General features: G+C 69.8%; 7 protein-coding genes, 1 pseudogene and 1 CRISPR repeat array. Of the genes and pseudogenes, 3 read left to right on the top strand and 5 right to left on the bottom strand.

Annotated features, from left to right (window positions below; all coding sequences use genetic code 11):
- Positions 1-1,239 precede the first annotated feature (1,239 nt).
- Positions 1,240-1,812 (bottom strand): annotated as a pseudogene (locus ACWEFL_RS20485) (RAMP superfamily CRISPR-associated protein); the annotation flags it as partial.
- A gap of 23 nt (positions 1,813-1,835) precedes the next feature.
- The gene (locus ACWEFL_RS20480; RefSeq protein WP_451714439.1) at positions 1,836-3,476 is read right to left on the bottom strand and encodes a Cas10/Cmr2 second palm domain-containing protein; all 1,641 of its coding nucleotides are present in this window, start codon (positions 3,474-3,476) and stop codon (positions 1,836-1,838) included.
- 274 nt (positions 3,477-3,750) lie between these two features.
- Between ACWEFL_RS20480 and ACWEFL_RS20475 the strand changes: the two genes are divergently transcribed.
- A complete protein-coding gene (locus ACWEFL_RS20475; RefSeq protein WP_451714436.1) occupies positions 3,751-4,218 on the top strand; it encodes a DUF7638 domain-containing protein in 468 nt (155 codons plus the stop codon).
- 309 nt (positions 4,219-4,527) lie between these two features.
- Positions 4,528-5,849: direct repeats of the CRISPR family, unit length 29 nt; unit sequence GTCGTCATCAGCCCTGGAGGGCTCGCAAC.
- A 308-nt stretch (positions 5,850-6,157) separates the two neighbouring features.
- Positions 6,158-6,919, top strand: a complete 762-nt coding sequence (locus tag ACWEFL_RS20470) for a VWA domain-containing protein (protein WP_451714434.1) — start codon at positions 6,158-6,160, stop codon at positions 6,917-6,919.
- Between the two features lie 126 nt (positions 6,920-7,045).
- On the opposite strand, the gene ACWEFL_RS20465 is transcribed toward ACWEFL_RS20470, so the two are convergent.
- Complete coding sequence (locus ACWEFL_RS20465) at positions 7,046-7,495, bottom strand: amidohydrolase family protein (RefSeq protein ID WP_451714432.1); 450 nt, start codon at positions 7,493-7,495, stop codon at positions 7,046-7,048.
- On the opposite strand from ACWEFL_RS20465, the gene ACWEFL_RS20460 reads away from it, so the two are divergent.
- Positions 7,412-8,077, top strand: coding sequence for an IS3 family transposase (locus ACWEFL_RS20460; RefSeq protein ID WP_451714430.1), 666 nt, complete (start codon positions 7,412-7,414; stop codon positions 8,075-8,077). The two genes, ACWEFL_RS20465 and ACWEFL_RS20460, sit on opposite strands and share 84 nt — an antisense overlap.
- Before the next feature lie 416 nt (positions 8,078-8,493).
- Here the strand turns inward: ACWEFL_RS20460 and ACWEFL_RS20455 are convergent, their stop codons facing one another.
- Complete coding sequence (locus ACWEFL_RS20455; RefSeq protein WP_451714426.1) at positions 8,494-9,534, bottom strand: vWA domain-containing protein; 1,041 nt, start codon at positions 9,532-9,534, stop codon at positions 8,494-8,496.
- A gap of 397 nt (positions 9,535-9,931) precedes the next feature.
- Positions 9,932-15,337: a sacsin N-terminal ATP-binding-like domain-containing protein gene (locus ACWEFL_RS20450; protein ID WP_451714424.1), complete on the bottom strand. Its 5,406-nt coding sequence runs from the start codon at positions 15,335-15,337 to the stop codon at positions 9,932-9,934.
- Positions 15,338-15,469 lie beyond the last annotated feature (132 nt).

Here is a 15,469-nt window from a genome sequence, read left to right as displayed (position 1 = left end):
GCGCGGGGAGTGCGCCGGCCAGGGGCGCGGACAGCAGCGGGTCGCCCGGCGCAGACCGATCCCGCCGACCTCCACCCGCGCCACCGCGGCCGGCTCCGGACAGCCGTCGAGAACGTCGAACCGGAAGCAGCTTCCAGCGCGCAGCCCCACCAGGCTGGCGCGCGGCAGCCCCCAGCGGCGGTGCCACGGGTCGTGCCTGCGTACGTCACTGACCTGCGCCTCCGGCCCGTCCGCTGAGGGCTGCGACAGGGCAAGCCGCAGGCCGAGAGCCCGCCCCAGCACAGCGGCCAGGTCGCCCGGGTCGGTACTGGGGCGCAGCCGCGCGTCGTACAGCAGGACGTCGGACAGCAGCCACACCCACAGGTGCCCGTCCGTCACCACAGGCCGCCGCGGGGCCGGAGCGGCGGGGGCGGCCTCCACTCGGATACGGCCGTAGCCGTCCTTGCGGGACCGGCCGACCCGCCACACCCCCGACAGCGCCCGCTCCCACCCCACGGGCAGCACACCACGAGGGACACGTACCTGGGCGCGCAGAACCGTGCCCTGCGCGATGGCCTGATACTTGTACAGGCCGCCAACCCGTTCGGTGGGCCGCTGGACGCCATCGTCCACCGTGTTGTGGGTGTGCTCGCTGCTTCCGACCCGGCACACCTCCACCGCCGTCCCCGGGCCCGGCGTCCGTATTCCCGCGGTCTGCGCCGCACCGCCCCCGTAGGGGCCGACGTAGCCGCCGACGAACGGCTCTCCGGCGAAGCCCGCCTCCGGCTGCTCCGCCAGGAGGTTCCGCTGGTCCGTGGCGTCACCCTTGGCGTGCCGCAAGGCCAGCGGCGCGGGCCGGCCCGGTCGGCCGGCGATCTCCGCGGTCGCGTTGGTGACAACCAGCTTCCCCTGACGGGCGCAGGCGGCGGCCTCTGCCGAGCCGAGCCGTTGCAGCACCCCTGGGAGCAGCATCCACCCGGGCACATGGTCCAGACTGCGGACCGCGTTGCCCACCGTCCGCTCGTGCGCCACCACCGGCTGCTCCAGCAGCAGCCGCAGCTCGGCGACATCCCACTGTGCCGCCGCCGTCGGCACCCGCTCCGTACCGGCCACGGTACGCCGACCGCCGGGCCGCGGCAGAGCCTCATGCCGTGCGGGAGCGGGAGCCGCAACCGCGGGTGGCGGGCCGGGGACGTCCGGGCCGGTGCGCAGCCACTGCCAGTCGGGCTCGAGTTCCGGTATCTCCCAACGGCAACGCCCTCCGCCCCGACGCCGTTTGCCACCCAGCTGCTCCACCAGACCCGCGCCCGCCGCCAGCAGCGCTCGCACAGCCCTGCGCTGCCCGTCGTCCAACGCCTCGAAGTCCGGCAGCACCGCAGACGCGGACAGCACCGCACCGCACCGGCCCATCTCCTCGAACCTCAGCATCCCCGGCTCGGCCGCCCCGGTCGCCAAGGCCATCTTCACCCCCGGCTTGAGGAAGACGGCCGCCTCGCGCAGCAACGGTCGCCCCTCAAGTGCCGCCGCGACCGCGGGCGGATAGTGAGCCGCACCAACCAGCAACGCCGCGGCCCGCGGCCCGCCGCCGCTCATCACCCCACGCTCCACCGACGTCGGTCGACCGCCGAACAGATACTCCACCCAGGCCCGCCACAGCCCCCTACCGGTACCGGGACCGTCCAGCGCCGTCGCGGCGACCTCGCACCCGTCCCGCCACATCCCCGTCATCGACTTCGCAGGCACATACGGCAGACCCGCGCGGTCGCGCTGTACCGCCCGATCGACCGTGCCGTACCGCCCGGCACCGGTCCCGACGTGCCAGTCACTGAGCATCACCACACGAACCGTCAGATCCATCAGCGCTCACCGCCGGGGAACAGAAACGGCTTCGCGGCCATGGCGTCCAGCAGCCCCGTCACTCTCCGCCCCGCATCAGGCGCCGCACCGGGATCCGGGCCCGGTTCCCGCCAGAACAGGCTGCGCTCCCCGCTCGTCAGCTCCCGCAACCCCCGGTCCGAGAAACGTCGCATCAGCTTCGTCAGCCGCGCGTCAGCGACCTCCGGGCCCGAGAACAAGCCCTCTCGCAGATCGTGCAGCTGTGAAGCCGGCAGCAGAGGCTCCCCGTCCTCGCCGCGGGCCTTCAGCGCCTCCACCCGCGCCGCCAGATCCGCCCACCTCCGCCCCCGCGCCCACCCGTTGTCCTCGGGCACGTCCTCGCTGACCACATACGGCTGCGCCACCAACGTGGCCCCGTTCACCACACTCCCGGCACGGATCCGCTCCAGATCCGCCCCGGAACTGTCGTACAGCACATGAAAAGCCAGCCCCGAACACGCCACCTCGGGCACCCGCTGCTTGACCTGCTTCGCCTCCACCATCAGCTCATACGCCAGACCCGCCGCGGCGACGAACGGAAAATGGGACTTCACCACCGCCACACCGGCTGACGCCGCAACCCGCCCCGAGCCGCCCCGCAGCCGCAACGCGGCCGCCACCGTCTGGTCCTCGCCCGTCATCCGCTCGTACGCCGCCAGATACGCCCGCGTGAACGGCAGCGCCCACTCCCCATCGCACAGCGCCACCACATCGTCACCGCCCAGGATCAACGGCAGCACACGCGGGACCGCCGCCCCGCCGCCCTGGTCGCCGACAAGCGCCGTCACCTCCGCGACCGCCTCGGTGAACGCCCTCTCCGCGCACCCCTGAAGGCCCCGTGTGAACTCCCTCAGCGTGTCCGCGTACAGCCGGTTCCCGCGCCCCGGCACGCACGCGGCGAAATCACCGAACACCCGCCCCAGACCGTTCCCGTCGGCATATACCAGCCCCACCCAGTCGGCCCGCTCACCGAGCCACTGCACCACCTGGCCCAACTGCCGCGGATCCGTTCCCGCCAGCGCCGCCAGCCGGTTCAGGCCCTCCCCCTGCCCCATCCGCCCGTACGCCACCCACTTGGCCTGGCTCTCCGCCGACCGCGGCTCGGACCCGCCGTCCGGCTGCTTCGCCAGCACCGCAGCCGGTAGCCCCGTCGACGCACACTCATCCACCAGCGGCAACCGTAGGAATCGCGCCTCCACCGACACGCGGCCCATTCGCACCCGGTCCAACGCCCCGACCGCCCCCGCACAGGCCGCGTGCAGCGCCCCCTCGGCGTCCCACTCGAACGGCTCACCCACCACCCCGTACACGTCCAGCCCCGGTGCCTGCCGCAATGCCGCCAACGTCACCGCACCCACCAACCGCCGTGCCAGATCCTCCTCCCCCTCACGCACCAGCACCCTCGCCGTCCCCGCCCCCGTGGACAGCAACTCAACCGGACACGTCTCGATCCGCCACTCTTCGGTGAACCCCTCGCATAAATCTCTCAAGGCGGCACGGACCCAAACTCTGTCCACATACGTGATCAATTCCGATGCACCGGCGATCTCACGCCGCTTACCCGTCACGAACATGAAACGGGTGATGTTCCACGCCTCGAACGACACCAGCTGTACCCGCACCGCACCCCGCCCATCCCGCCGGCAGCCATAGCGCTGCCACCGACCTCCGCCAGGCGCACTCGCGCAGCAACGCCGACAACAAGCCCACCCCTCCTGGGCCGAGACAATACGACCCGATACCTCCCCACGGCCTCTGAATCCCCAAACTGCCCCGTCCCACCACCGCCCCCGCCCCCTGGGCCTGACCTCGACGCTGCGGAAGCGGGCCTTCGGTCTCTCGCGACGAGATGAGTCCTCGTCGAGGAGACAGGGGCTGTGAGGCCAGCCACGGCACATGGACGGGGTGATCGGCAATCGGATCGCTTGCCGCGAGGCGGACGGCGTCCGCATATCCGGAACCCGGCGTCACGTCTTCATTCGCCATGGTGGAACGTTCTTCCTCACCGGACTCGCCGTCTACGCCGATGGGCTCATCGACCGCCGGGTCCGGTCATCGTTCACCGTCGAGGAGTTCGGGCAGAAGCCGCGCTCCGGCCAGGGGCCACCGACCTCTCGGAAGGCACCGAGGCATCGGCCCACACCTGGTCTCATGGAAGCGTCAGTGACGCGACACCGTCGACCAGTTGAACGGTCGACCCGACTCGACGGCCCGGTGCCTGGCCGCCGCCCGCAGCACGATGTTCGAGTGGATCGAAAGCCGGTACAACTTGCAGCGGCTCCACAGCAGTCTCGGTCATCGCCCCCCCCGCCGACTACGAGGCCGCCCTCGCGGCCTGACCACCACACCGATGGTGTCCGCTGAAGCGGAACAAGCTCGGTGCCGAGGTACGGTGGCTCCTCCAGGTCTGCGACGCATACGCCCACCGCCATGTCGTACTCACCATCAACGGCCAACCGGACCTATCGATGCCATGAACCATGGACAAGCCGACCCAGAACTCTTACCTCCCGCGCGATCCCTCGGCATAGTCGAGTTGACTAGGCTGGGAGTCGACTCGACCGGTCCCGGAGACATCCTTTGACCTGCGCAGATGCACTACCGCCGGATCACTGCAAAAATCGCGGGAAGACGGGCCAGAAGGGGGCAGCCGACCTGCGGCTTTACCCTCGGGTCGTCATCAGCCCTGGAGGGCTCGCAACGCGTATCTGTGGGGGCCTCATCCCAGTCGTCCGGCGTCGTCATCAGCCCTGGAGGGCTCGCAACTGCAGCAGCAGACCGCTTTTCCTGCGGACCCGTACCGTCGTCATCAGCCCTGGAGGGCTCGCAACTACATCCGGCAGCTTCTCTACATCTTCCGAGACAATGTCGTCATCAGCCCTGGAGGGCTCGCAACACGCCATGGCGAAGGCGTCCGCCGCGATCTGCCGTGGTCGTCATCAGCCCTGGAGGGCTCGCAACTTGCGGTACAGGTGGTACGCGGCGGCGCCCGGTAGTCGTCATCAGCCCTGGAGGGCTCGCAACCCGACCGAATCCAGCGTGCTGGAGAATGGATGGCCGTCGTCATCAGCCCTGGAGGGCTCGCAACTTGCGGCTGATGCCGTCGCCGTACAGAGAGACGATGGTCGTCATCAGCCCTGGAGGGCTCGCAACGCGGCCCCCGCCACCCCGCGCTCACCGTCCCCTGCCGTCGTCATCAGCCCTGGAGGGCTCGCAACCCGCGCCACCAGCAGCGGCGACAGGGCGACGTCTGGGCGTCGTCATCAGCCCTGGAGGGCTCGCAACCGCGTCTTGTCCTCTATCAGCCGCCGGGTGGCGGGTCGTCATCAGCCCTGGAGGGCTCGCAACAGGGGGCCGCCGTGCAGCTCGACGTGGATAGTGCGGGGTCGTCATCAGCCCTGGAGGGCTCGCAACAGCCGACGACCGGCGCGGAATACATGCTCGAAAGCTGTCGTCATCAGCCCTGGAGGGCTCGCAACCCGACGAGAAGGACGCCGACGGGGACGCGGCCGACGTCGTCATCAGCCCTGGAGGGCTCGCAACGCCATCAGGCAGCCACCACCGCGCGCGTCGCCGGCGTCGTCATCAGCCCTGGAGGGCTCGCAACGGTTGGTGGAACCGGATCAGGCGGCGGGGGTTCAGGGTCGTCATCAGCCCTGGAGGGCTCGCAACTCCGCCGAGGCCGCCGGGTCGGGGACGGGGGCGCCGGTCGTCATCAGCCCTGGAGGGCTCGCAACCCCTGCTCTGGCGATACCACCTCGCGGACTGGCCGGTCGTCATCAGCCCTGGAGGGCTCGCAACGGGGCGGTTGGGGTGCGTCGTGCGGGTGTTCGGCCGTGTCGTCATCAGCCCTGGAGGGCTCGCAACCGGACGGTGCGGGTGGCGACCCGGCGGGTTTCGCGTCGTCATCAGCCCTGGAGGGCTCGCAACCCCTCGGTCGGGAGGTCGAGCAGCGGCCAGACCCTGGTCGTCATCAGCCCTGGAGGGCTCGCAGCCCCTCACCTGGCAACTGCGCCGGCAGGGACTCAGGTCGTCATCAGCCCTGTGCGAGTTGCTCGGCGTCCCGGAGGTCGACCGGCCCAAGGTCCGGCTCTGGGCGCGTTTCACGTTTCCGCCTCCCCGCGCCCCGTCGGGGAACCGGCCCGTGACGTTTTCCTCCGGCGAGTTGCCGCCCGCCGGAGCCGCCCACCGGGGTCGCCCGCTTCAGCGATCGCGGGGTTCGCGCCCCCCGGGCCGCGTGCGGCGCGTACCCTTCCCGGACACCGTGGGACGTAAAGGCACGACCGCACACAGGGGGAGCCTCATGGCCATCAACTACGTCAAGCCGGACCGCTCGGACCCCGCCCGCTCCGCCATCAGCCTGGAGAAGGTGCAGGCCACCGCACCGGGACTGGTCAGCCTGTACAAGGCGGCGCGTACGTCGCTGGAGAAGTCCGGGCTGGCGGGGCGGCGCGCCGCCGTGTATCTCGTACTCGACCGGTCCCGGAGCATGAGCCGCTTCTACAAGGACGGCACCATGCAGCATCTGGCGGAGCAGGCGCTCGGGCTCTCCGCCAACCTCGACGACGACGGGGTGGTGCCGGTGATCCTCTTCTCCACGGACGTGGACGCCCGCGCCGACCTCTCCCTCAGCGACCACGGCTCCCGGATCACCGAACTGCACCGGGGAGCAGGACCGATGGGCCGTACCAACTACCACGTGGCCATGCAGGCGGTCCTCGACCACTACACCGCCTGCGGGGCCACCGATCCGGGCTTCGTGATCTTCCAGACCGACGGCGGCCCGACCTCGCGCGCCGCGGCCGAGCACGTGCTGTGCACCTCGGCGCGCCTTCCGGTCTTCTGGCAGTTCGTGGGCTTCGGTGCCCCCGAGGGCCACCAGTTCGACTTCCTGCGCCGACTGGACACGCTCGCCGTGCCGGCCCGCCGACCGATCGACAACGCGGGGTTCTTCCCGGCGGGCACCGACCCGCGCGGCCACACCGACGACGCGCTCTACACGGCCCTGATGTCGGAGTTTCCCTCCTGGCTGCGTGACGCGCGGGCGGCGGGCATCCTGCGCTGACCGGCCGAAGGGCAGCGGGTTGTCAGGCGCCAGGGGGCCTGACACGCCGACATTCGCCCGTCCCACGGGTCCGGCCGCTCGCCGGATTTAGCCACGGCCCACGGCCCACGGCGGGCAGGGGCGGGCTCAGGAGGAGTGCGCGGGCTGTCCCGCTCCGGCGGGCTCGGGCGTGGCGTGGTGGACGGGACGGCCGCCGATCCAGGTGGCGAGGACACGCAGGTTCGGGATGTCGTCGACCTCCACCCGCGTCGGGTCGGCCGACAGCACCACCAGGTCCGCGAGTTTGCCCGGTTCGAGGGAGCCGACTTCGTGGTCCCGGCGGATCGAGGCCGCGGCGCCCAGGGTGTGGCCGCGCAGCGCTTCGGCGACCGTGATCGCGTTGTCGCCCAGGATCCGGCCCGACAGAGTGCGCCGGGTCACGGCCGCGTGGACCGCCTCCAGCGGCATCGGCGGGCAGACCGGCGCGTCGGAGGAGAGCACGATCGGGACGTCGTGGGCCCGGAACTCGGCCAGCGGCACGATCCGTTCGGCCCGGTCGCCGAGGGCGCGCAGGAGTCCGTCACCGTACCGGCGCACGTACCGGGGCTGGGTGACGGGCCAGGCGCCGGACCTGGTCGACCGTGTTTCACCGCCTCCCGGCCGGATCAGCTGTGGGTGGCGGATATGACCTATGTGCGCACCTGGTCCGGGTGGGCATACGTGGCGTTCGTCCTGGACGTGTACTCGCGGATGATCGTCGGCTGGCAGGTCGCGCACCACATGCGGACCGAACTCCCGCTGGAAGCCCTGGAGACGGCGCTGTGGGGACGGAGGGTCAAGCAGGACTCCGGCCTCGTCCATCACAGCGACCGCGGGTCGCAATACGTGTCAATTCGGTATACCGACCGGTTCGCCGGCATCGGTGCCTCCGCGTCCGTCGGCTCGGTCGCGGACAGCCATGACAACGCGATGGTCGAGGCCCTGAACGGCACCTTCAAGGCCGAGCTGATCGAGATACAGGGCCCCTGGAAAAACGTCGACCAGGTCGAACTGGCGATCTTCCAGTGGATCACGTGGTACAACGAAGAACGCCTCCACTCCTCGCTCGACTACGTACCACCCGCCGAGTACGAGGAAGCCTTCTGGCGGAGCCAGGAGCAAACCCCGCAGTCCGCCTGAAACGAGATCACCGAACTCTACGAAACTCGGGGCAGCTCACCAGACTGTGTGCGTGGCAATCCGGATAGGCTGGGGTTGTCTTTACGGAGGTTGGCGGATACCAATATCGATAATGTCAACCGTCAGGTGCGGCTGAGCTTCCTCGGCTGATCGAGCTCTGTACGGCGGTTCGCGGGTCGATCGCCACCGTCGGCGCCCCGCGGCCGGACTGGCCTACTGGGTCGGCTCCAGGGCGCCGACGTGGTCTGACTGCCCCGTCCCGGCGGCACCTTCGACGTCGCCCTGTTCATGGAGGCGCCCGCGACGGAGGCGCGGTGTCCGGTCCCGCAGGAGGTAGGCAGGTGGCCTGCTCGAGCCGACGGCGCGGTGTGCCGGCGCCCGCCCCGCTGTCATGGAGGCGGGGCTCCGTTGGTGTGTCAGTGCATCAGGAGCAGTCGCGTGTTCGGCACGAGTTTGCGGTTCACGCTGGTGCTCTGCACGAAGATGGTGAAGTCGTCGTTGTGGTCCGGCTTGATGCGGGCCTCCACATCCGGCAGGCCGAGCAGGGCTCGGGCCTCGGGTCCCGTGTACACCCGGTCCGTCTTCTTCTCCAGTACCGCGATCTGCTTCCGCGCCTGGATCTTCTCCGTCTTGCTCAGCTGGTAGAAAGCGCCACCGGTACGGTAGGCGTGCCCGGATTCGACGACCCAGTTCCGGATCGCCGTGTCACGGTCCACCGGGATCAGTACGAACGCCGACGGGTCCACCGGGGTGAGGCCGGCCGCCTGGATGGTGTCCATGTTGACCGCCTCCGTACCCGTGGAGAACACCGCCCGCGATCCTCGGATGCCCTTGGTGCGGCCCACCATGAATTTCTCGGTGGCCTGCCGGATGACCTGCCCGGCCTCCTCCAGCCCCTGTGTGGTCGTCGCGTCCCAGACGGCTATGTTGTCCTTCGGGAAACCGCACCGCATCGCCTCGCGCTTGCCCACTTGGTCCGGCACCAGGACGGCCAGTGTCCAGTTGTCGTTCTGCGCCTCGATCATCCCCGTCACCGCCTGGACCAGCTCCTGCGGATCCCTGCTGGGGGTGTCAGGGCAGCGATGACTCGCGTTCTCCTGCCCGTCGGTGAGCACGAACGTCAGAAAGCTGTGGTCGCCGTACAGCTGAGCCGTCTGCGCCAGCTCTCGCTGCGACTTCAGCGCCGCCGCCAGCAGGGCCGTCATACCACCGGCCCGGTACAGCTGCTTCAGCGACGGCATCCGCAGCACGTCCTTGTCGTAGATGACGCACTCCACCTTGTCGGCGAAGACGTACACCGTGACACGGGTCTCCTGGTCCAGTTCCCTCGACCGGCGCGCGAGATACGAGATCTGCTGGTCGGCGACTTCGACGACCTTGCGGCTCAGGTGCGACATCGACGAACTGGCATCCAGCACAAGAGCGACGTGGTTGATGTAGTTCTGGCTTCCGGACACGGACAGCTCCCCTCGTGACGAGTCGACGCTCCGTACCGTCTCACCCACCACTGACAATCGATCCCGGCTCCCGGACCGGACCGCCCACCCGCTCCCGGCCCCGGCGCTACCCACCGGCATCCGGATGGCCAGCCCGTGGAACGGCGGCCAGGGCCACCGAGCAGTGAACCGCCTGCGTACGTAACGGGATTCACGCGGGCAGATTCCACCGTGCCGAATCGGACCGAGCCGTCGGCCAGGGCGGTACGGATGTCGTGGTGGGTCCGGGGTTCAGCTCGGGAGCACGAGCACTGGCACACTGAGGGTGTGGGCGAGGGCCCAGTACCGCGGACGCGACGGGCGGACGGCGTCGGCGTGGGGGGCCTGTTCGGGCAGGGCGAGACGGGCCGACTGCATCTCACAGCCGGTATGCAAAGCGCAGCGCGCCGCCCTCCTCGCGGTAGAGCCCCCGGCCGCGCTCGCTGAACGGATTCGGCAGCATACGCACCTGCCGGTGCTCCACGTCCAGTACCGAGGTCACTATCAGGATCCGCCAGCGGTCACTGCCGCCGTACTTCTGCGCCGCCCGTACCTCGGTTTCGCCGAGTTCGATCTGCCCGCCCGGCCCTTGGGTGGCCTTGACCTCGTACAACCGCGGACTTCTGCCGGAGCCGACCTTGAAGTCGTAGCCGAGGCTGTCGTCTCCGGCGGGCCCGGGGAAGATGTGTACCCGGTTGCCGGAGACCCAGCTGGTCTCGTCGGTCGCCCGGTCCTGCTCGCAGAGCCACTGGTATGCGTACCACTCGCCCACGAAGCCGATCGCCGAGCGCTGGGCTGACGACAGCCCGCGCTCCCCGTCGACGCGCACGCCCGGCGGTCCACCCGACGAGCCAGCCGTCCCCCGAGGCGGGATCGGCTGCAGCGAGGCCCAGCGCCTTCGAGTACTGCCGCTGGGGAGCGGGTCGGATTCCAGAGCGCTGCGCAGCTCTGAGGCCAGCTCGGTGAAGTCGCCGGACTCGATGTCGAAGTCCCGTTCACCGATGGAGATGATCCGCTTGCGCTTGGCCCGTTCGGTGCGAGCCTGCTCTGTGGCGTTCCGTACTCGGTCCAGCTCGGCGGGAGTGAGCCCGTGTGCCTGGGGCTCCGAGGAGGCGGCCATGCCGGCCGGCCATTGCCCCAGGGCGGCGAGCCAGCCGACGATATCGTCGGCCGAGAGCTCGCGGAAGTCGAGCGCGCCCGCCTCGTCCAGCAGGGCGGTGACCTCCTCGGCGGCAGCCGCCTTCGCCAGCGCTGCGGGCAGCGGTCGTTTCGCGGCCTTGACCAGGGCGATCAGGTCGGGCGTCGTCTTGGTGATGACCGCGTGGTTGTGGCTGCGCAACCTGTCCATGGCAGCAAGCCGTTCGCCCTTGGTCGGCGCGGGTGCCCCCAGCCGGGCGGTGAGTGCCTGTTCGACAAGGGCCCGCAGTAGGCCGTCGTCGGCGGTGTCGACGGTGAGCGCCCACTCTTCCGGAGCAGTGATCCATTTCAGGGAGCGGGTGGCGGGCCAGTCGGCGATGGGCCTACGGGCATCGAACTCTTCCCGACGGGCCCAGCGCAGTCGGTCGATGAGGACGCCGCGACCGAAGTCCACGTGTCGGCGTACGGCCTCGTTGTGGACTTCGGCGTGGCTGATCGGGCGGTACAGGGGTGCAAGCCCTGCCAGAGTGCGGTTCAGGTCCGCGAAGTCGACTTCTGCCAGGGCCCGGAGGTCGTCGATGTCTCGCGCATCGCGAGCGGCGCCGATGAGCTGCGCGGCGGGCAGGGGAAGTGCGCCCGTGTACGGTTCGAGGCGGGCGAGGAACTCCCTTGCGTCGGCTGGCGCCGGGTCCGCTAGCTCCCTGGCCTGGTCGGCGCCGAGGGCGTGTACAAGGAAGGGGTGGCAGCGTTTCAGTACGCCCGCGAGTGACCCGTCGAGGCGGTGAGCGGTCTCCCTGACCTGGTGGATGGAGAGATCGAGCACCGCCGCGAGCTGCCGCTCGGTCGGTTCTTCGAGGGGTGCGTGCCCGCGCTCCAGTTCGCGGGCGGCGAGCTTGAGCGGGACGGTGTATTCCGGACGGTCCAGGACCTGGCTGACTGCGTAGCCGATCCGGGCCACGAAGTCCCAGGAAAGGGGTAGGTCCGGGGTGAGGATCAGTGGGTGAGAGGGGTCGGGCAGAGGTAGCATGCCGTCCTGCCGTTCCGGGAGTTCCACGGCAGCTCCGTCGAGGGTGATCTTCAGCGAGACGTAGCGCTGGATGCGGATGCGGCGGACGGCGGCGACGAAATCGGTGAGCTCGGCGTCGGCCGGGCGGCCGCCCCGTGGCGGATGGTCGGCCAGGACGCCCACCGCGAGTGGAAGCCACGGCAGCTCGTCGACGAGCGGCGTTCCGAGCCCTCGAGTAGTGCCGGAGGTTCCGACGACGGTGGTGCCGGAGGTTCTGACGATTTCGACCGACAGGTCAGCGTCGTCGGCGTGCCGTATCGCGTCCGGGCAGCGGTGACGGAGGATTCGGGCGACTTTAGCCGCCGCCCCCGGCACCACGAGCAGCGGAAGCTTGAGCTCCCTGGCCAGGCGCGCCTTCAGATTGTCTCGGTCCCCGGTGACGTACAGCCGTACTGAGCCGTCGAGGAGCGCGGCGAAGTCGACCGCGATGAGCTGCCCGCCCCGCTCGGCTAGCAGGGCCGAGCCGATGAGCGGCTCGATCGAGGCCGCGTGCGTGGCCAGGTTCTGCCAGGCGCGCTCGTTCGCCCGCTGAAGGGCGGGACGGTCCCCATCGTCCACAGCATCCGACTTCACCAGCTCGCCCAGGGCGGCGATGAGCCGGGCGCTGTCCCTAGGATCGTCCCAAGTCGGCAACTCGGCATCGCGCAGCCGCCGTAGGGCCCGATCATCGTCCAGCAGGGGGCGGAGTTGCCGCAGGACCGTCGGGGCGAAGGCCGGCTCCTGCTCAAGGGGCGCGGGGGCGTGCCACGCTTCATCCGGCCGGACGAAGCGGAGGGTGCCGCCACGGCCTCGCACCGGGAGCCAGCGCTGGCCGCGGACGAAGGCGGAAAGGGGGGTCGGGACGGGTTGCAGATCCTGGTTGCCCGTCCGGTCCCGATTCCAGACGCTGGTGAGGTGCGTGTTGTTCCACCGGGCCAGACCGTGTAGGACCAGTCGTGCATAGGCGATCCGGCCCGGTTCGCTCAGCCGCCCGGCGACGTCCTGGCCTGGCAGCCGGTACGCGGGGGTTCCGACGTACGGCGTGTAAGGATGGGCGACACGGCTCCGTGCGCGCTCGATGAACGGCCGCCACTGATCGGCGACCTCGTCGGACACCTTCGCCATGCTGATCAGGTTGCTCGTGGTGAGCGCGCCACCCTCGGCTTCCGCCTCCGCACCAGATGACACTACGGGGAGCAGTCCTTCGGTGACACCGAGATCGCTGAGGAACTCCCGCCACTCCTCCCGGGTTTCGTCCCGTCTGAGGAAGTTCTCGGGTGGTGCCACGAGCCGCTCTGCCATGAAGCGGAGATCGGCCGAGGACTCCCGCCCCTCGGTCACGATGGAGGCGAGCTCGTCACCGTGGGTCCCGGTCCATCCGGCCCCGAAAGCGGCGCTGGCTGCTTTGATGGCGGGGCCCTCGGCAGAGGGAACGTACAGTCCCAGCGGACGCAGTTGCAGAGACTGTGTGGACTGCCTCGACCGGTAGAGACGGAACACGAAGCGGAGGGCCTGCTCACGCAGCCGCACCGAGTTGCTCTCGGTGAGGGCGCGGCGGACGTGGTCGAGTAGGCCGGCGGCGTCGAAACGCCGGACGAGCCTGAAGCGTTCCAGGAACAGCCGGGCTTCCTGACGTCGAACGTGGCCTTCCTCCTCCACCCAGTTCAGCCCCGGGTGCAGATAGAACATGCGCTTCTTCAGAGCGTGGGGCACGGCCAAGCCCTCGTCGTCCGCTGCCTCGCCGCGAGCTGGCTGGAAAAAGGCCTCCCGCCTGGCCGCCATGCGCCGCGAGCTGTCCGTCGTATCCGTGGCAGGGCCGCCGTTGGCACGCCGGAGCTTCCCGTCGTCCGCCAGCAATAGCTTCCTGCCCTGCAGTACTCCGCCCTCGTCCTTGAACAGCAGAGCGAGATCGGCATAAACGCCGTTCCAGTCGTCGACGGGAGCATCCGGAGCGGGCAGCGGCAGGGTCCCCACAATCCGCTCGGCGTGGTCCGCCCGCTGCTGTGCCGAGGGCTCCAAGGGACACCTGAGCGCCTCGCACAACCTCGCGAGACGCTTCAGGGTCTTGGCCCCGACGGCCGGGTCGGCCACGGCGATGCCCACCGCCTCGGCCGCCTCGGCCGTGAGCACCGACAGCCCGAGCTCGGGCCAGAGCACAGAATCGCGGGGTATGCCCCAGGAACCGTGCGGGGCCTCCCGGTTCAGGAGTGGTACGACGGGAACGTCCGCGAACTCAGCCCCGTGCACTCGGTGCGCTGCCTCGCGCAGCAGGGTGTGGGAGCGCGGCTCGTGCTCCCAAGTCACAAGATCGACCGCCAGCCTACGGTCGGAGGGCCGGGCTCGCTTCCGCAGCGCGGCGGCTGCCGCCAGGGAGGTCTCGGCCGCCGCCGCGAACAGCATGCTGTTCAGCGGGTGTTCCCGGTCGAGGGCTGTACGGTCCACCTTCGTGAAAAACGGGGCGTTGAGGTGCCCGCGCAGGGGCGCGGCAGCATCCTCGCCCAAGGGGAGGAAGGTGTAGATCCGGCCACCACGCAGCGACTCGATGCCGTCGAGGGGCAATGCCACCTCGACGACAGCCGGTTCTTTCCAGTCACCCCACGAGTCGTCCAGCTGTCCGAGCTCGGTCGCCGCCTCGATCGTGTCGCGCAGGCGCGCCACGGGGATACGGCCCCTGGCCACGAGGTATGCGCCCAGGGAGCCGAGTTCGACGCGGGCAAGGGAGACAGCCGGGACAGTCCGCGCCGCACCGGCAAGCGCGTCGTGTCTCTGGGGCTGGTCCTCGGCGAGCCCCAATGGGGTTTCCCGTCGGGTGAGTTCCGTACGCCGAGGGCTTTCGCCACCCCGCCGTTCGATGACTAGTCGGTCGAGCCGGTCCAGGAACAGCATCACTGGAGCCTTCGCGGCGCCGAGCTCGTCGAGGCGGCGGACGGCTGCGCGACGGGATGTCTCATTGCGCAGAGGGATCCTGATGACCGTCACATGACCGTCGGCGGCCATCTCCTTGCAAGTCGGGGGCACGGTTGAGAGAGGGAAGGGAACCTGGAAGGGGGGAAGTTCCTCTTCTGCCCTGCGTACGAGGCCCTCGTTGCCGAGTAGCACCCGTAGGTCGTCCCGTACCGCGAACCGGAAGCAGTACCCGTCCAGCTCGGCCGGACATTCTCCGGCCGAGCCGGCGCTGTAGACCTCCGGAGCGTCCGTGATTTCCAGGATGCTCCTGAAGCCGACTCCCTTGTTCCCGATGCCCTCACCGACGGTCTTCTCGCTCCGGGCGAGCTTGCAGACGGCCTGGATGCTCGCCCAGGTGAAGTGCGTGCCGCCGTTGGCCACGTAGAGCGTGCCGTGCGTCCCTTCGTCCTCGTCGAGCAGGACGTGCACGCTTCCGCCGTTGCGGCCTCCGCGGTGGGCGTCGTGGCCGTTCTGGAGCAGTTCCAGGAGGAAGCGGCCGGCATAGTCGCGCGCGTTGCCATGCGAAGCCGCGCGCAACTGCTGGGCGGGTTGCCATACCTGAGTGGACTGCCACTCCTTGAGCACGGTCTGCGCGTAGTCCCACAGCTCGCGCGCCCATGTACCACTTGGGCCGTTCTCGTAATTCATGCCAGCCATGTCCCCCCGCTCCCATGATGATCTCAGGCAGACCGTAACGCGGGGGGCGCTGACGGCGCAGGGCTGTGCGAGAACGGGGAGAGGCCTGGACCCCGGCTCGGCAGACCTGCGGCCGAACGTCCCGTGGGCGCG

Source organism: Streptomyces sp. NPDC004838, assembly GCF_053600955.1.
Note: the sequence above shows the minus strand (reverse complement) of the source record. Positions and strands in the feature narration are given on the sequence as shown.

Excerpts from the sequence above, each read along its gene's own strand:
- ACWEFL_RS20475 (WP_451714436.1), top strand. The coding sequence starts at position 3,751 with ATGGACGGGGTGATCGGCAATCGGATCGCTTGCCGCGAGGCGGACGGC.
- ACWEFL_RS20470 (WP_451714434.1), top strand. The coding sequence starts at position 6,158 with ATGGCCATCAACTACGTCAAGCCGGACCGCTCGGACCCCGCCCGCTCC.
- ACWEFL_RS20450 (WP_451714424.1), bottom strand. The coding sequence starts at position 15,337 with ATGGCTGGCATGAATTACGAGAACGGCCCAAGTGGTACATGGGCGCGC.